This is a genomic window from Psychrobacter sp. H8-1 (assembly GCF_904846575.1).
In the GTDB taxonomy this organism is placed as follows: domain Bacteria; phylum Pseudomonadota; class Gammaproteobacteria; order Pseudomonadales; family Moraxellaceae; genus Psychrobacter; species Psychrobacter fulvigenes.
Window position 1 is genome coordinate 3,060,795 of sequence record NZ_CAJHBG010000001.1, and the last position, 17,766, is coordinate 3,078,560.

The window sequence follows — 17,766 nt, forward strand, 5'->3', positions numbered from 1 at the left end:
GTTCAATTGTCTACAGTAATAAAAAATAAGCAGTATTTACTCGCTAACGTCACTCATTACTCCCTTCTTTTTTAACGATTATCTATCCGAGCGCGGAACATCTATGCATATTCATATTCTTGGTATCTGTGGCACTTTTATGGGCTCATTGGCGCTATTGGCGCGGGCACTTGGGCATGAAGTCACAGGCTCAGACGCCAATGTCTACCCTCCGATGTCTACCCAGCTTGAAAATGCTGGCGTCACTATTCAAGAGGGCTATCTTGTACAGCACCTGCAACCAGCCCCAGATTTGGTGGTGGTTGGCAATGCCATGAAACGTGGTATGGATGTGGTCGAATATATGCTCAATGAAGGCATGCGCTATACTTCAGGGCCACAGTTTTTGTCAGAAGAAGTGTTGCAGTCACGGCATGTAATAGCTGTGGCAGGGACACACGGCAAGACCACAACCACTACGATGCTCGCATGGATACTACACTATGCTGGTATCGATACTGGGTTTTTGATTGGTGGCGTACCCTTAGTGGATACTACTAATACGCGCCTGCAAAAAGTATTTGCACACAGCAGTTATCTGGGTGCAGATACAGTAGATAAAGACTCTGATGCCTCAGAGGCAGAGACGACTTCATCTACGCAGCCAGGCTACTTTGTCATTGAAGCGGACGAATACGACTCTGCGTTTTTTGATAAGCGTTCAAAGTTCGTACATTATCGGCCGCGCACAGCTATCTTAAATAACTTAGAGTTTGATCATGCGGATATCTTTGCGGATCTTGATGCCATTCAAACGCAGTTCCACCATATGGTACGCATGATTCCAAGTACGGGTAAGATTATCATGCCTGCTGCCACCATCAGCTTAGAAGACACTTTAGCAAAAGGGGTCTGGACACCAATCTGGCGTACTGCTGTCACCGAAAAATCTCTCCTTAATGAACATTCAGCCAGTCAGCCAAACACAACAAGCGATGCAATTGATAGTGATTGGCAAGCAGAGCTGATCACCGCAGATGGCAGTCAATTTAAAGTCAGCTTTAATGAAGATGAGCAAGCCACAGCGACCGTCGACTGGGCCATGAGCGGCATTCATAATGTGAACAACGCCTTGGTTGCGGTCGCTGCAGCCTATAATGTCGGTGTAGATGTAGTGACTGCTTGCGCCGCGTTGTCAGCCTTTGCTGGTATCAAGCGTCGCATGGAGTTGATCGGAGATATTAATGACATCTTAGTCTTTGATGACTTCGCCCATCATCCAACAGCCATTACCACTACCTTAGACGGTGCCAAAAAGAAACTGTCGGGCAGACGCTTATGGGCGATTATTGAGCCACGTAGTAACACCATGAAAATGGGTATCCATCAAGACAGTCTGGCGCAGTCAGCAGCACTGGCAGATCATACATTATGGTATGAGCCAGCTGGTCTTGAATGGGGTCTAAAGGAAGTCATTGAAAATGCTGAGCACAAAGGTATTCAACAAGTTGTTTGCAGTACAGATGCCATAGTCGAGCATATAACAGCACACGCAGAGGCTGGCGATGCCATCATCATTATGTCCAATGGTGGCTTTGAAGGTATCCATCAAAGGCTACTAACAGCGTTGCGCGAGCAAATTATTTAGATCTAAAGACATATAATAGCCGCAAAATTAATATGATAGCGCCGTTTTCAGTGAGAACGGCGCTATTTTTTATTCTGACACGCCCTAGTAGTATCCCGATATCTGTTCGTCTCTATAGCTTTGCCTTTGTAACCTTCCATTTACTTATCTTATCTGCACAACAGCAAATAACGGCATTTTCTCACATAGCCCCTACACTGGTAACATTTCACACTTACTTTTTGTGCGGTTCAGTGTTTACAATATCGTTATCAAAATAAGAAACACCTATCTAAATATAAGAATAATTTTTATTCATTTATTAATAATATAAATTAACCATACAAAATTAGGAGAAGTATCATGGGATTCATTTGGATGATTATCGTTGGTCTGGTGGCTGGTCTGTTGGCACGTGCTATTAAGCCTGGTAACGATGCGATGGGCTGGATTATGACCATCATACTCGGTATCGTTGGTGCCATGTTGGGTGGCTTTATCGCCAGTCTTATCGGTATCAATGCCGACGGTGGCTTTATAGGTCTGATATTCTCAGTGATTGGCGCCATTATCTTGTTGTTCTTATATGAGATGATTATGAGCAAACGCGGCGTATAATTGCTTTTGAGATAACTATTAGTACATATTAATAAAAAACAGATTGATAAAAAAAGAGACTTTACATAATGTAAGGTCTTTTTTGTCTGACTCCGTATTTTCTAATTCATTATAAGTAGGCAATGAATATTTGTAGGAGCTTGTGACACACCAGTACACAGATAGATTTGCAACTGTCTTGATTAATGTTACTTTTGCCCTCATTTACCTTATAATAAACCGCCTATTCTACCCGCTAATATCGAGGTGAGCCGTCATGGCATTACTCCCTATCTTAAGCTATCCTGATCCACGCCTTCGTACTATTGCGAAGCCAGTGAAAGAAGTCAATGATGAGATTAAAACCCTCATCGCTGATATGATCGAAACCATGTACGATGCGCAGGGTATTGGCCTAGCCGCCACTCAAGTCGATCGTCATATTCAGCTTATTGTCATGGACTTATCCGAAGACAAAAATGAACCGATGGTGTTTATCAATCCAAAAGTGACGCCATTGGTAGAAGAAAAAGAGCCGTACGAAGAAGGCTGCCTATCAGTACCTGAAGTTTATGACAAAGTAGAACGTCCTAAAAAAGTGCGCATCGAAGCCTTAGATGAGAATGGACAAGCCATTGATAAAGAAGTCGAAGGTTTACTTGCTGTGTGTATCCAACATGAAATGGATCACTTAAACGGCGTCATCTTTGTCGACTACCTATCCCGTCTAAAGCAAACTCGCGCGCGTGACAAGGTACGCAAAGTACTTAAAATACGTGAAAAGCAAGGCGAAGCACAACCCACTAACGCTTAATTGTTTTGCTCATCATGCCCTATTATCCGTCAGATTTTTTGTTTCAGCCTTCTTAGCCTTAAAAAACTTTAAGGCTTTTATTTTTCGCTATTCATACTAATCTGCTATATATCTCTATAATTCTCATCACCCAATCTCAGTAGCCTACTCTTCTTATTAAAGGGTTCTGTATCATGACTATGATAAAAATCGATCAATACTTTGATCAAGCCAATTGGCAAAAATTTACTCAAGCGGCAGAAGGTCGTGAAACACCTTTATTGGTAGTGGATCTAAACCGTATCAAAACTAAATATAATGAAATGGTCGGCTTATTTCCTAATGCAAAGATTCATTATGCGATGAAGGCGAGCCCTGCCATTGAAGTTATTAATTTACTGGCGGAGCTTGGGTCAAACTTCGACTGCGCCTCGATTTATGAGCTGGATCGCGTGCTTGATTGCGGAGTCGACGCCTCTCGTATCTCTTATGGCAATACCATCAAAAAAGCAAACCATGTTAAATATGCTTTTGAGAAAGGTGTACAGCTCTATGCCACTGATTCAGAAGCGGATCTAAAGAACATCGCTAAGCATGCACCAGGCTCTAAAGTATTTGTGCGTATCTTGGTACAAGGCTCAGATACCGCTGAATGGCCACTCTCACGTAAGTTTGGTTGTCATCCGAACATGGCTCTTGAGCTGCTGGTACAAGCGCGTGATTTAGGCCTCGTTCCTTATGGCATTTCATTCCATGTGGGCAGTCAACAAAAAGACGTAGCGGCATGGGATGATGCCTTAGCAAAGGTCAAGTATATGTTTGACTGGATGAAAAATGAAGAGAACATCAAGCTACAAATGATTAATCTGGGCGGCGGTTTTCCAGCCAATTATATCAGCGAAGTTAACCCAGTAAAAGTCTATACCGAAGAGATCCAGCGCTACCTAAGCGATGATTATAACGAAGACGATATGCCTGAGATTATCTTAGAACCTGGGCGCTCATTAGTCGGTGGTTCTGGAGTATTGGTCAGTGAGGTGGTGCTTATCTCACGTAAGGCACATACTGACTTGACTCGCTGGGTGTATACCGATGTGGGCTTGTTCCAAGGTCTGATAGAAACTTTGGGTGAGGCGATTAAATATCCTGTATATACACCAAAGATGGAAACCTCAACCAGCAAAGGGACGGTGGTACTGGCAGGCCCAACCTGTGACTCGACTGATATTATGTATGAAGAAGCAGGCTATCAGCTGCCAGAAGAGCTAGCGATTGGTGATAAGAACTATTGGCTAACTACTGGGGCCTATACCAACTCTTACTCATCGGTTGAGTTTAATGGCTTCCCGCCGTTAGAAGTGATTTATATCGATTAGCACTTGGACTGCTATAGTTAACTGAAAATAAAACTGTTATAGATTAAGATGCGCTACTGGTATAAATTTTACTTGCGTGCTGCGTTCCCAGAGGCTGCGCAAAATTCATTCCAGTAGCGCTATGTCATTTCTAAAGTGTATTAACTATAATACTTTATAGCATAAAAAGAGTGGCACTGTTATTGGCAGTGCCGCTCTTTTTGGATGTCAGGTCAGGTTAATAAATGACTAACTAAAACAAGCTACTGTACCAACAACCAAATAGGCATGCTGTTATTACCATTATAAACACTGTTACTACCATAGCTTGAGGTGCTGTTTTGTGTACTTTGTGAGATCTGGCCAATGTTGACCCACTGCCCACGCGGTACAATAATTGTGCTATTTAAGCCTTGGTGTTTGATAGCAGCATTATTGGCGTAAACATTACCGTTATAGGATGAATCTACGCTTGCTAGCTGCTCCTCTGTTTGCGACAGAGTGACCTCTACCTGCCCACTAGGTAGAATCCTTGGTGTCACAGCAATACCTCGGGTGGTGGGCAATAACACTTGCTGCTGAATAGTAATCCGTCCTGATGGGCGATGATAAGTCGGATAGCCATTAACTTGATAGTTTTGCGTTAATGAGTAGAGTGTGCCAATACTGATACTGGCAGCACTGCCAGATAGAGTTTGCACCTGATAAACGCTGTTATTCTGCTGCTGGGTATTACGCTGACTGATCACGCCTGCACCTGCAATCCCTCTGTTGCTGATGACCACTCGGCCTTGCTGGATATTGCTTTGAACATTGCTATCATTGCCCACGCGCACCGCCACGGTCAATGCTTGCGGCTGACCGTCAATCCGCTTTAACAGCTGCTCTACTGCTTGATAATTGGCAGCGGTGGTTTGTAGGATTAACTTGTCTTGATAAGTAGCAGCGCTTCCACCATCACGGCTGCTATTTAATTGTTGGCGCACGGCTGGCAGTAATGTATCACCGCCATAGGTATGAATAACGTAGGTTTGATAGGTGGCTGCTTGAGCACCAATCGATAGTGATGCTAAGCTTAGAACGAGTATTGTTTGGCGTACATAAGTCTGCATAAAGCCATAACCTGCTAGTATTAGAGGATATTTTTTACTACTCATACACGCTGCCTTGCCTTTATTCCCAAATCAAACACCCGTAAATCAAATTAATAACGAATGATCATTAGGGCGTATTGAAAACTTATGCATTTAGACCCTACTCACTTAGCCCTAAAACGTCCTGCATATTATACTGGCCTGTTTTTTGTTCAATCACCCAGGTAGCGGCACGTACTGCACCCGCTGCAAAGGTCATACGCGCCCGCGCTCGATGGGTGATTTCAACGACTTCACCATCAGCGATAAACATCACCGTATGATCACCAATTATCTCGCCGCCACGTACCGCATGAATGCCAATCGTGCCGGCTTCACGTGCACCAGTCTGCCCTTCACGGCCGTATATAGCCACGTCTTTTAGGTTCTGTCCGCGTGCCTCGGCGACAGCTTCTGCCATCATATAAGCGGTGCCTGATGGCGCATCAATTTTATGCTTATGATGTGCTTCGATAATCTCAACATCAGCACTGCTCCCAAAGGCTTTTGCAGCCATGCCCAGTAGCTTCAATGACAAGTTGACGCCCGTTGAGTAGTTACCTGCATAGACGATGGCAATGTGCTTACTGGCCTCAAACAACACTTGCTCTTGTTGTTCACTAAAGCCCGTCGTACCAATGACCATTGCTACCTTATGCTCAGCACAAGTTTGCATGTTTTGCTCGGTGGCATCAGGCAGACTAAAGTCAATTAAGACATCTATGTCATTGATAGCAGCGACCAAATCATCGACTATCTTGACGTTTAATCGCTCTATCGCCGCTACTTCGCCAGCATCAGCACCGACAAGGCTGGAGCCTTGACGCTCAATAGCCGCACTCAATGTCGTTTGTGAATTATCTTGCACCGCTTCGATGAGCATGCGCCCCATGCGGCCGCCTGCACCGATAACACCGACATTAATCGTTTTATCGGTTGTTTTACTCTGTGATTGTTGATTCATATTTTTATCCTGAATACTTTATTTTTAATGTGTAATCTGCAAAAAAGCTTCTGTTAAGTTTAACAAATATCATAGCACGAATGGTTTTTTATACAGCCAATAAAAAGCCCAAAAGTTTCATGTGAAACCTTTGGGCTTTGCTTGAAATATCACGCCAATCAAGACAGTATCTTGAGCAAAAACTATCTAGTCAAATAGCTCGCCGATCTTTTTGAAGAATGATTTTTTGTGTGGCGACTGTTGGTGCTTGCTGTCACCATCAAGCGTATCTTGGAACTGGCGCAGCAGATCTTTTTGCTCACGAGTCAAGTTCACTGGCGTCTCAATCACCACGCGGCAGATCAAATCACCTTTCATAGTGGTACGCACTGGGGTCACGCCTTTGCCGCGCACCCGTAATAGCTTACCGCTTTGTGTGCCTTCTGCAACCTTGATTTTCACCTTACCATCTAAGGTTGGAATCTCAACTTCTTTACCCAAGGCAGCATCCGTGATGCTAACGGGCACATCCATATAAAGATCTGCACCTTGACGGTTAAAGACATCATGCGGCTTCACACGGACTTCAACATACAGGTCGCCGTTTTGGACACCTGCACCGCCCGCTTCACCTTCACCTGCCAGACGTACACGGTCGCCATCATCTACCCCAGCTGGAATAGAGACCTCTAGCGTACGCGACTTGTCTTTTACGCCGTTACCATGACAGTCAGAGCATGGGTTTTTGATTTGTTTACCTGTGCCGCCGCAATGTGGGCACGCCTGCTGCACGGCAAAGAAACCTTGCTGCATACGGACTTGACCTTGACCATGACAGGTCTGACAAGTCACCACGTCTGAGGCGTTTTTTGCCCCTTTACCATCACAAGTATCACAAGGAGCTGGCGCGGTAAAGCTGATCTCTTTTTTGCAGCCGCGTACGGCTTCTTCTAGCGTTAGCTCAATCACATAACGCAAGTCTGAGCCACGGCGTGAACGCCCACCGCCGCCGCGTGATTGACCGAAGATGTCACCGAAGTTGCCAAAGATATCACCAAAGATATCTTGGAAGTTGCCCGCGCCTGCACCACCAAAGCCGCCACCGCCCATGCCGTTTTCAAAGGCTGCATGACCCATACGGTCGTAGGCTGAGCGCTTATCTTCATCACTGAGAACTTCATAAGCCATTGAGGCTTCTTTGAACTTGTCCTCAGAATCAGGGTCATCAGAGTTGCGATCAGGATGGTACTTCATCGCCAGCTTACGGTATGCTCTCTTAATTTCTTTGCTATCTGCAGTCTTACTGACGCCTAATACTTCATAAAAATCGCGCTTACTCATGGGCTCTCCTATCGTCATCACAGTAACGCCGGCTGACAATCTTATCTACTATCACGCTGGCCAGTTATAACCAAACGCTCATAGTGGTTTCACATGAAACATCCAAACTGATGTCATTAATAATGAGAAAAACTTGAAGATTGTAATTTGAAACGGCGTGGTGCTGTTTAACCAAATCAGTTAGTATAAAAAGTATAATAGTTTGCGCTATTAATGGAGATGACCTACTGAATTATCAAGCGCTACTGTCAGTAAATTACTGACTGCCTGTATAAAACTTATGAATAGCATAAAAAGGCAAATTAAATCTCTCGTGACACAGCAATCCACCGTAACATTTTCATACCTTTGTCAGTCAAAGTCATGCTAGTATTTATCGCCAATATTAATTGTTTAGTTGTATAGCCAGCTGAATGTAAAACGGTTATCGATTTAAACGCGCTACTGGTATATTAAGTCTGCGAAAAGGTACTAAAAGTTATGAAAAAGCTGATCTCGTTACTGATGTTATTAGTCGTCATCGCAGTGGCAGTATATGCTGGTTCACCTTACTACACTGCCTATCAGCTAAAAAATGCTTATGATGCCAAAGACGGTGCAGCCATTGCTGCTGCAATCGATTATGAGCAGCTAAGGCCGAATATCAAAAATCAATTGACCAGTGACTTTGCCAACACCATAACCAGCTACCCACTCGTTGCAGAGCTTGGCGGTGAACCTCTTACTCAAGCAGCCAATAGCTTCATCGAGCAATCGGTGGATGGCGCTATTACCGCGCAAAATATCGAAAGGTTGATCGAAACTCAAGGTCAGGCTAATACTGTCACTAAGGAATTAGCAGCCGCTTGGGCCATCTCTAGCAATCAGATGGATCTCAAAAACCTTATCCAAGATTTGATCATTCATCGTGGAGATATCGATGCTGTGGTCAAACAACAAGTCGAGCAAATGATGAGCAAACAGGCGGCGCAGTTAGAGCAACAGGCAACTCAAGGTACCGATAGTGATAAGCCAAAGCTGAGCTATTGCGGTATTAACTGCTTCACCATTAGCGGACAGATCAAAGGCTATCCTCTCACTATAGAGATGCAGCGCCAGGGATTGCTTGATTGGAAAATCATCGATGTGGTGTTGCCGTAAATACTGCTTGAAAATTTCAGCATAAAAAACCGCCCCATGAGCCAGACTCATGGGGCGGTTTTTATTGGCTATGCTGTTATTAACTGTATTATTCTACACCCAGGAACTCTAAAAACTCAGGGCTCTCAAAACTCGCTTGAAACAACACCCCATCTTCACGATAAATCGCAGGGGTTGGCATCACTGCCAGTCCTGCTGCTTTGTCACGGTTTGGTGTGATGTGATCTGCACTACAACCTGCTGGCGCAGGGGTCATTTGGCCTTTTAACATAGCATTATCTAAGGCTTTACGGCGACTTGACTCATCAGCTTGGCACCAGATTCCACGCATTTGCTCAGGTGATTGCTCATATATTGGATAGCCAATGGTCTTCACCGTGACGCCTTTTTTATTGAGCGCATCCATTTGCTTATGCAGCTGACGACAAAACGGACAGTTCACATCCGTTGCCACGTATATCACTGCTTTTTCAGCCGTGGTTGCTGGATAAGTAATCAGTTGCGACTCATCTAACACGCTAAATACCGATTGGTTTTTTCGTTTTTCAAATTCTTCATCTAATCCCATGAACTGACCATTTTCGATGACTGATATTTCACCATCAGTGATGTATTGTCCATCATCGGATACCAAGAATGGCACCCCTTCTAGGTTTGCGCCCCAAATCACGCCTGGTACTGCGGTGTAATAAAATGGGGTTTTCGCATTGGTATTGAATGGTTTACCTATTTGCGCGCTATCAATACTCGTTGGCGTCTTGCTCGATAGACGGTTTGGATTGGGGTTTTTGATAAGCTCTGCTTGAATGACATATTTACCATCAGCAGTCATATGCAACGGCGGTTGCCCAACGAGCTCTACTTGGTACATATTAGGCAAATTAGACGGGGTGATAGAAGTGATTTGGGTTTTGATACCCGCTTGGGTGAGTACTTGGCGCAGATGGCTGTCGATATCAGCGCTTACTGTGCCTGCTGCTTTGGTGCTCTGGCTGCTTTGGGCAGTATTGTTATTTGCAGGTTTGGTCGCGTCAGGTTGGGCGCAAGCAGTGGTCGCTATTATTATGGCACTCAAGACACTGGCGGTTTTAAATACGGGTAATTTCACAACAGAATTCCTATCAGAATTGATACAAAGCTATCGGTTATGTCGGTTTTCAGACATCGTGGTAGTCAATCCCTATCCGTGCTTACAAGCCGCTGATTTGGATTGACTAAAAAACCAATAATACTATGTAAAAAAGTAGATTAACAAACTACTGAGACTGTAGCACATTGGCAGTTTTTTATAAGAGATTGATAAGTACTGAGTGCTCTATTTTGCAAAACTGCTACTCAACTTTAAGACACAAGCAACATCAACAAACCGCCCGCTTTCGAGTATAGCGATCTGCTGGTGATGGTGTTAAGGAGACTCGATTGTATCTGCTATTAGAACTTTGCGACCTCTTCTGCGGTCAAGAAACGGCTGTCACCTTTATCAAGACCATCTAAAGTGATGTGGCCAATACTGGCTCGATGCAGCTCGACGACCTTGTTACCAAAATAGCCCATCATACGTTTGACCTGATGATACTTGCCTTGCTCTAAAGTAAGGCGCGCATGAGTCTCATCAATAAACTCAAGGACAGCAGGTTTGGTCTCTTCATAATCACCATCGAGCAAGATGCCTTTGGCAACCTTTTGGACTGCATTGGCCTGCGCGTCACTGTCCATCGGATCTGCAAGTGTTAGCTCATAGATCTTGGCGTGCTCGTGCTTGGGACTGGTGACACGGTGCAGCCATTTGCCATCATCGCTAATGAGTAATGCGCCAGTGGTATCAACATCAAGGCGTCCAGCAATACGTAAGCTGTCTAGCTCTGGCACCGCAATCAGCTCGGTGACGATTGGATACTCTTTCGCTTTCAGCGTGCACTCAAAGCCTTCAGGCTTATGCAATAAGATATAACGATTGCCAGTCGCGACTGATAGCGGCTCGCCTGCCCACATGACTTCGTCGTTGGTGATATCGACGTGTAAACCAGGATCTTTAACGATCTGATCGTTTACAGTCACTTCACCAGCGTGCAGTATCTTTTTGGACTCTTTACGTGACAGCTCAGTGGCTTTACTAATAAATTTATCTAAACGCATGTTATTTGCTACCATTGGTTTTGTTATAGTGAATAATAAAAGGATACTGCGCTAAATAGTGAGCAAAATCACAGCAGTATTTATCATGCAAGTTTAGCATATCCAACACAGACCTAGGCGTATCATCGGTTAGAATATGGGGTGTATTTCATTTTATAAAAATAGAATGAAACTCCAGCACCTATCTTTGGGTCGTTATTTTAAATGAGCTAAAACATGAGTTATCAAACCCTGCAAAAAGCAGTCACTGCCCGCCTTGAGATTAAAAAGTCTGAATTTATCGCTTATGCTTACCCTGTCACCTCCCGTGAGCAAGCGATGTTTCACGTGGAACAACTACGCGTGAAGTACCCTGATGCGCGTCATTGGTGTTGGGCGTATATCATTGGTGATCCCGAGAACACCACCAGTGCCGGCTTTGATGACGACGGTGAGCCTAATGGTACAGCAGGGCGACCCATATTAAATGTGCTGCAACATAAGTCCATTGGCAATATTATTATTGTTGTCGTGCGTTATTTTGGCGGTATTAAATTGGGTGCTGGTGGTCTGACCCGGGCTTATGCAAATTCTGCGCAAGCGGCCGTTGATAAGATGACATTGCAGCCTTATGTACCCATGGCGCAAATACAGATATTGGCTGACTTTGCTACCGAAGCCCAATGCCGTTATGTGGTGGAGGATCTAAATGGTCAGATTGATGATGTCGATTATAGTAAGCAAGTTACGCTGACCATCACTATCGCTGAGCAAGACATTGAAAACTTAAAAGAACGATTGGCGATGGATGGGCGGGTGTTAGAAGATGAATAATCACCGCTAGTCTTCAAAATAAATAGCAATAAAATAACAAGTCAAACCAAGAGAGTTACCATGCCAGTACTTAACCTAGCAGAACTGAAAACCCCGCCTATTATCAATGGTAATACTTTTAACTTTGAGCCCTTTGAGCCCTTTGAGCCGCCTTTTTGGCTCAGCAATGCCCATTTACAAACCATCTTGCCTACTGTCCTTGTCAAACATAATCCTGCCTATCGTCGTGAGCTGATACTAGACTCTCATCAAATCAGTGAGGTGGCTTATGATTTCATCGATAATAGTGAGCCGCAACCGCAGCACAATCAACGTTACAAAACGCCATTGATAGTATTGTTTCATGGGATGGAGGGCAGTAGTGCCAGTCATTATGCTCGGACGTTAGCCACTTATGTCGAGCAGCAAGGCTGGCACTTTGTGGTAGGGCATTTTCGTGGCTGCGGCGGTGTGCCAATGTCCAATGAGGTGGTCTATCATGCTGGTGATAGCGCAGAGACCCATCATACGCTGGAAGTACTGGCCGAGCGCTACGAAACTATTTATGCTGTGGGAGTCTCGCTAGGGGGCAACTTATTGGCGCGTTATATGGCAGATTATGCTAATGATGCCATTTGTGCAGCCGCGGCAGTGGTATCAGCGCCGCTTGATTTGGCATCAGCAACAACGGCGATGGAAAACCTGATAGGTCGCAGGCTATATACACCCTATTTACTAAACCCTATGCTGACCAAGGTTTTAAGTCAGCAGTTAGATGTTACAGAGCTCAATAAAATTACCGCCAGCGAGCGCATTCAGGAGTTTGACGAGGCCTTTACCGCGCCGCGTTTGGGTTATCGTTCACCTTATGACTACTATCGTCAAGCCTCAGCGATGCCGCATCTGCATAAAATTAGCAAACCGACCTTGATTATCACCGCTAAAGACGACCCTTTTTTGGGTATTAACGCTACGGCAGGTGATGTCTCAAACAGCGTGATATTATACGAGCCGGCGCATGGTGGTCACATTGGCTTTGTCCGTTGGAAAGACAAAGGGTTAGATACCAATTGGGTGCCAGAAACAGCGCTACAGTTTTTTAACACCGCTGCGTCTGCGTAATTAACTGCCCTTTGCGGCAATCCATCCCTGTTTAGTAACCAAGCGTTCACTGAAAATCATTGGTTTTAACCCTGCCAGTCGGTATGATAAGTCACTGTTTTTGATAACAACTTATATAAGACTGACCTATGCACACTTCAAAACCTTCAAACACCGCAAAGCCATTCGCTCCTGCTCCCTTCAAACCGCCGTTTTGGTTGACCAATCCGCATCTGCAAAGCATCTTGCCCAAGTTTTTTGCACCCAAAACGCCTAACTATAGACGCGTCATCAGAAAAGACTCATTGGATGAAACCGATATTGCCTATGATTTTTATGATGCGCATCTTGTAAGCACCTCTACCGAGGCAGATCAGTTAGAAGAAACGCCATTAATCGTGCTGTTTCATGGTATGGAAGGCAGTAGTGATAGCCATTATGCGCGCGCCTTGGCGTATCAGATGCATAGCGAGGGTTGGCACTTTGTGGTCGCGCACTTTCGCAGCTGCGGCGGCATCCCTGCCAATGGACAAGTGTTTTATAATGCTGGCGACACAAGCGAGGTGCATCATATGCTACAAAACTTGCGTGAAAAATACGCCAATATTTACGCGGTTGGGGTTTCACTTGGTGGCAACGCCTTAGCAAAGTATATGGGCGAGTATGGTGACGACGCAATATGTAAAGGCGCAGCGGTTATCTCTGCGCCCGTCGATATGTCATCGGCGGCGATTACCATGCACAACTTTTTGAGTCACCGTATTTATACGCCGTATTTGCTTAACCCTATCATCAAAAAAGCCTTGGCAAACGACATAACCAAAGAAGAAATCGCCTCTATTAAATCCGTCAAGCGCATCAGTGATTTTGATCATATCTTTACCGCGCCGCGTCATGGCTATCGCTCTAACAATGACTATTACCGCACCTCCTCCGCCCTCCCTTACTTATTGAATGTGACCCATCCACTACTATTAATTAGCGCGAAAGACGATCCTTTTATCGGCTTTACCGCCACGCCAAATGACGTCTCAGATAGCGTGACCATTTTGGAGACTGACCACGGTGGGCATATTGGGTATCTGCGTTATCGCTCAGACAGTACTCAACCTGACGCCAAGCAAGCAAACGGTAAACAATCAAAAGCGCAAAAATTCGATATCAATTGGGTGCCCGAAACGGTCAGCGCCTACTTTCAGTCTATTGGTGTCAAGTCGAATAAATAACTATTAACAAGTAGCAATGAATAAATCATAACTATCTTTTTAAACGGTTGAGACCACTTTATGTATCCATTTTTTCGTTATGGCAAAGCCATCGTTCAGGCAGTTGTCGCTAAGACGACAGGCGCTCAACTAGACTTTACGGGTACTAGCGAGATTGAGTTTCGCTGTAGCCTGACAGACATTGATAACTTCCTTGAGATGAATAATGGCCGCGTGCTGACCTTGTATGATTTGGGTCGTACAGATTTTGCCATTCGTACTGGACTTGGCAAGCAGCTGCTCAAACAGCGTTGGGGATTGGTCGTCGCAGGCAGCACGGTACAATACCGCAAACGCATCCGTGCCTTTGATAAGGTCACCATGAAGACTCATATCGCCGCTATTGATGAGCGCTGGATATATGTGGAGCAGTCCATGTGGGTGAAGGGCAAACCTTGCTCATCGGTGTTGATACGTACTGGCGTCACCAGTAAAGGGGGCGTGGTCGATACTCAGGAAGTATTAGAGGCGATGGGTAAACCTGATTGGAAGATGCCGCCAACAGGCTATGTGGCAGAGTGGATAGAAAGCGACGGCGATCGCCCGTGGCCGCCAAAGGATTAATTTTTGTGTAAATATACTTTTGACAGTCTGTCACAACTACTAACCTTAGGGCTACTATTTCATAACATTACATTATATAAATAAATATATTAAATGCTAATATAGGTAGTTAAGTAGTATTCACTCAACAGTGATAAACCCAACAAGGAGAATAACATGGTTAAAACTACAGATTATGTCGGAACGCTATTCGATGACACAAGCAACCCAAACAAGATTACCGTCGCTTATACGATGGCGTTTAAAGCGTTAGATAAAGGTCATTCAGCCGCCCTTATACTGATGGTGGACGCGGTTTATCTTGCCAAACCAAACTCGCTAGACGGTATTGATATTGGCGCGCCGTTTGAGCCTGCTGCCAAACTATTAGAAGCCTTCATCGAAAAAGGTGGACAAGTATTGGTCTGCGGTGCATGCATGCAGCATAATGGTGTGGCTGAATCAGAGATTGATCCTCGATTTACCATCATTAGCGCTGATGATGTGATTGACATGGTAATGGGTGCAAAAGGCTCGTTGCAGTTGACCTAGTAACTATTGATTAGTGGCTAAGGCTAGTAAGTCAGATCAGTAATAAGATTGTATAAGTAAGTAGGTCAGTTTTCTTAGCCATCGTTTTGATGGTTTGGGGGCTGGCCTATTTTTTGCGTTAAATTTTATATTTTGAACTTTATCTCTCGAAATTTAATTATTAATTTTAATCACAGTGTCTGGTTAAGCCCCACCCCTTCTATTCAGCAAATAAATACACATTATCTAACATGCAAGCCGTTCAGCTTTGCTAAAGTAAGTCATGTAAATCTCATAATAAAATAACAAGGACACCCGTCATGACCTTACTAAATGCCTTTGATTTAACCTACCCTATCGTACAAGCGCCGATGGCAGGGGCAACCACACCTGAATTGATTGCTGCTGTTAGTAATTTTGGTGGACTGGGTTCATTGGGTGCTGGCATGACAGCACCAGATGTTTTGAACAGTCAAATTAACACCATCAAATCGCTCACTGATCGTCCTTTTATGACCAATCTAATGGTGTTATCTGAGCATGAATCCAACACCTTTGATACCTCCATTCCGAATTGGCTAAGCCAGTATTATGAAAAAAATAATATAGAAGTCGCGTTACCTGAACGGCCAGCGCTCAGCTTTGCAGAGCAGCTACAAGTGCTCTATGACAATCCTGTTCCTGTCGCCAGCTTTACCTTTGGCATTATCAGCGCTGAGCAAGTTCAGCGTTTACAGAGTCTAGGCACACGCGTCATCGGTACCGCTAATCATCCATTGGAAGCAAAAGCATGGGCAGAGATTGGCGCTGATGCGGTATGTGTGCAAGGAGTAGAAGCTGGTGGGCATCGCGGCGGCTGGTTACCGCAAAGCGCAAACGATCCACTAGGATTATTGACGCTGATTAGCCAAACGCGCGCTTGCACCGATATTCCGTTAATCGCGGCGGGCGGCATCATGAATGGGCAAGCCATCAAGGCTGTGCAAACAGCAGGTGCCGAACTTGCACAAATAGGAACAGCATTTTTGACCACAGATAAATGCGGCATTAATGACATTTATAAAAAGGCGCTACTCGATGCCAGTCAAGATAAGCGCAGTGCTGAGACGCGCTTAACTCGGCTGTTTTCAGGTAAGCAAGCTCGTGGATTATTAAATGATTATCTGCGAGACTTTGGCCAATTTGAGAGTGCTCATGAACTACCGCCCTACCCACAATTAAACGCCATGACCAAGTTTATGCGTACGCATGCTAGCAAAGGCTCTGATGCAGAACATCAGTCTTTATGGGCAGGACAAGGAGTCGCCTTGGTCAGACAAGAAAGCACGATTGAATTGCTAGAGCGACTGGTAAGGGATTTGTAATTTGATTAGCGTAGGCTAGGTTTCTAACCCTGAGAAGCGTTAAAAAATCGTACTGAAATTTTAGCTTTGCAAGGAAAATGCTGGGTTAAAAATCCAGCCTACTATACCTAAACAACTATTTAACTACTTATTGATCTCCTCCCGAAAATTTTTATAATCATCCGCCGTCTGCTCCACTGCTTCTATCATCGGTACATGACCGACATCGGGCATCTTGATAACCTTCGCATGCGGCATCAGCTCAGACATCAAATCGGCAGTTTCAGGCTTGATGATGTTGTCCTCTTCGCCCCAAACGATTAGCGTCGGAATATTGTATTTTGTGACGACTTTCGCGCGTTCTTCGACATTGTCTTCAACGATCTGCTCGAGGATATTTTTATGCAGTTCCCGATTGACTATACTGTCCTGTGCAAAAACTGCTTGCACACTTCTAGGTATATAAGGCGGGTCAAACATCACCAATTTATAGAGCTCAAAATACTGCTCGGTGCTATCGATTACCAACGGATTATCATCAGGGGTAGCATCTTCAAATGCTTCATGTATGCCAGCTGACCAAAATCCAGCACTATCCAGTAGCCATAGACTCTCAACATTTTCAGGATACATGGCCGCATAAGCGACACTGATACTACCGCCCATCGAGTTGCCACCGACATGAATAGCAGATGCCACACCTTTGGCTTGCAGCAACTCATGCAAACGCTGCGCTTGGGCATTAGCGCGATAGTCTGCCGACATCGGCTTGCTAGAGTCCCCAAAGCCTAATAGATCTGGAATAATCAGATGATAATCCTCTAGTTTATCTGCGATACGGGTAAAGTTGTCTTTATTACCGCCAAAGCCGTGGATGAGTATTAAAGGCTCACCTGCCAAGTTGTCATTTTCTAAATACACCATTTTATCGCCCGAGGCTAGGGTGAACGCTTTGGCGTCAAAATCTGATTTATTGCGTTCGTACGTTATCAGTTTTTGCGTCGTGGCAACGGCTAGGCTATTGGGCGCAGTGGTACAGCCCACCATAGAAAGACTGAACAGCGTAGCGAGGCCTAGGCGTTTTAAGAGCATTAGAGCATCCTTGATAGGGTTCATTTATAAAAAAGATTAATCCTAGCACAAGCTT

General features: G+C 44.7%; 17 protein-coding genes. 11 read left to right on the forward strand and 6 right to left on the reverse strand.

Annotation, left to right across the window (positions count from 1 at the left end; genetic code table 11):
* The first annotated feature begins 103 nt into the window (after window positions 1-103).
* The 4 genes from mpl to JMY01_RS12715 all read left to right on the forward strand — a co-directional run bounded on the left by mpl (window position 104) and on the right by JMY01_RS12715 (window position 4,372).
* Window positions 104-1,627 (forward strand): UDP-N-acetylmuramate:L-alanyl-gamma-D-glutamyl-meso-diaminopimelate ligase, encoded by a 1,524-nt coding sequence (gene mpl, locus JMY01_RS12700; RefSeq protein WP_201576387.1) that lies wholly within the window; start codon window positions 104-106, stop codon window positions 1,625-1,627.
* A 342-nt stretch (window positions 1,628-1,969) separates the two neighbouring features.
* A complete protein-coding gene (locus JMY01_RS12705; protein ID WP_201576390.1) occupies window positions 1,970-2,224 on the forward strand; it encodes a GlsB/YeaQ/YmgE family stress response membrane protein in 255 nt (84 codons plus the stop codon).
* A 256-nt stretch (window positions 2,225-2,480) separates the two neighbouring features.
* Window positions 2,481-3,017, forward strand: a complete 537-nt coding sequence (def, locus tag JMY01_RS12710) for a peptide deformylase (protein WP_201576393.1) — start codon at window positions 2,481-2,483, stop codon at window positions 3,015-3,017.
* Between the two features lie 179 nt (window positions 3,018-3,196).
* Window positions 3,197-4,372, forward strand: a complete 1,176-nt coding sequence (locus JMY01_RS12715) for a type III PLP-dependent enzyme (RefSeq protein ID WP_201577671.1) — start codon at window positions 3,197-3,199, stop codon at window positions 4,370-4,372.
* Between the two features lie 242 nt (window positions 4,373-4,614).
* Here the strand turns inward: JMY01_RS12715 and JMY01_RS12720 are convergent, their stop codons facing one another.
* The 3 genes from JMY01_RS12720 to dnaJ all read right to left on the reverse strand — a co-directional run bounded on the left by JMY01_RS12720 (window position 4,615) and on the right by dnaJ (window position 7,768).
* The gene (locus tag JMY01_RS12720; RefSeq protein ID WP_227677922.1) at window positions 4,615-5,508 is read right to left on the reverse strand and encodes a hypothetical protein; all 894 of its coding nucleotides are present in this window, start codon (window positions 5,506-5,508) and stop codon (window positions 4,615-4,617) included.
* Between the two features lie 97 nt (window positions 5,509-5,605).
* Window positions 5,606-6,448, reverse strand: coding sequence for a 4-hydroxy-tetrahydrodipicolinate reductase (dapB, locus tag JMY01_RS12725; RefSeq protein ID WP_201576396.1), 843 nt, complete (start codon window positions 6,446-6,448; stop codon window positions 5,606-5,608).
* A gap of 186 nt (window positions 6,449-6,634) precedes the next feature.
* A complete protein-coding gene (gene dnaJ / locus JMY01_RS12730; protein ID WP_201576398.1) occupies window positions 6,635-7,768 on the reverse strand; it encodes a molecular chaperone DnaJ in 1,134 nt (377 codons plus the stop codon).
* 480 nt (window positions 7,769-8,248) lie between these two features.
* Between dnaJ and JMY01_RS12735 the strand changes: the two genes are divergently transcribed.
* Complete coding sequence (locus tag JMY01_RS12735) at window positions 8,249-8,908, forward strand: DUF2939 domain-containing protein (RefSeq protein ID WP_201576401.1); 660 nt, start codon at window positions 8,249-8,251, stop codon at window positions 8,906-8,908.
* A gap of 88 nt (window positions 8,909-8,996) precedes the next feature.
* On the opposite strand, the gene JMY01_RS12740 is transcribed toward JMY01_RS12735, so the two are convergent.
* Together JMY01_RS12740 and JMY01_RS12745 are read right to left on the reverse strand one after the other, a co-directional pair.
* Window positions 8,997-10,016, reverse strand: a complete 1,020-nt coding sequence (locus tag JMY01_RS12740; RefSeq protein WP_201576403.1) for a disulfide isomerase DsbC N-terminal domain-containing protein — start codon at window positions 10,014-10,016, stop codon at window positions 8,997-8,999.
* 323 nt (window positions 10,017-10,339) lie between these two features.
* A complete protein-coding gene (locus tag JMY01_RS12745; RefSeq protein ID WP_201576405.1) occupies window positions 10,340-11,044 on the reverse strand; it encodes a pseudouridine synthase in 705 nt (234 codons plus the stop codon).
* Between the two features lie 216 nt (window positions 11,045-11,260).
* Between JMY01_RS12745 and JMY01_RS12750 the strand changes: the two genes are divergently transcribed.
* The 6 genes from JMY01_RS12750 to JMY01_RS12775 all read left to right on the forward strand — a co-directional run bounded on the left by JMY01_RS12750 (window position 11,261) and on the right by JMY01_RS12775 (window position 16,640).
* A complete protein-coding gene (locus JMY01_RS12750; RefSeq protein WP_201576406.1) occupies window positions 11,261-11,857 on the forward strand; it encodes a YigZ family protein in 597 nt (198 codons plus the stop codon).
* A 60-nt stretch (window positions 11,858-11,917) separates the two neighbouring features.
* Window positions 11,918-12,958 (forward strand): YheT family hydrolase, encoded by a 1,041-nt coding sequence (locus JMY01_RS12755; protein ID WP_201576407.1) that lies wholly within the window; start codon window positions 11,918-11,920, stop codon window positions 12,956-12,958.
* Window positions 12,959-13,086: 128 nt separating this feature from the next.
* Window positions 13,087-14,163 (forward strand): YheT family hydrolase, encoded by a 1,077-nt coding sequence (locus tag JMY01_RS12760; protein WP_201576408.1) that lies wholly within the window; start codon window positions 13,087-13,089, stop codon window positions 14,161-14,163.
* A gap of 60 nt (window positions 14,164-14,223) precedes the next feature.
* Window positions 14,224-14,766: an acyl-CoA thioesterase gene (locus JMY01_RS12765; protein WP_201576411.1), complete on the forward strand. Its 543-nt coding sequence runs from the start codon at window positions 14,224-14,226 to the stop codon at window positions 14,764-14,766.
* 156 nt (window positions 14,767-14,922) lie between these two features.
* On the forward strand, window positions 14,923-15,297 hold the full coding sequence (locus JMY01_RS12770) for a DsrE family protein (RefSeq protein ID WP_201576413.1): 375 nt from the start codon (window positions 14,923-14,925) through the stop codon (window positions 15,295-15,297).
* A 299-nt stretch (window positions 15,298-15,596) separates the two neighbouring features.
* Window positions 15,597-16,640: a nitronate monooxygenase family protein gene (locus tag JMY01_RS12775; protein WP_201576416.1), complete on the forward strand. Its 1,044-nt coding sequence runs from the start codon at window positions 15,597-15,599 to the stop codon at window positions 16,638-16,640.
* Window positions 16,641-16,763: 123 nt separating this feature from the next.
* On the opposite strand, the gene JMY01_RS12780 is transcribed toward JMY01_RS12775, so the two are convergent.
* Window positions 16,764-17,711 carry an alpha/beta fold hydrolase gene (locus JMY01_RS12780; protein ID WP_201576420.1) on the reverse strand — a complete coding sequence of 316 codons (948 nt, stop codon included), beginning with the start codon at window positions 17,709-17,711 and terminating at the stop codon, window positions 16,764-16,766.
* Window positions 17,712-17,766 lie beyond the last annotated feature (55 nt).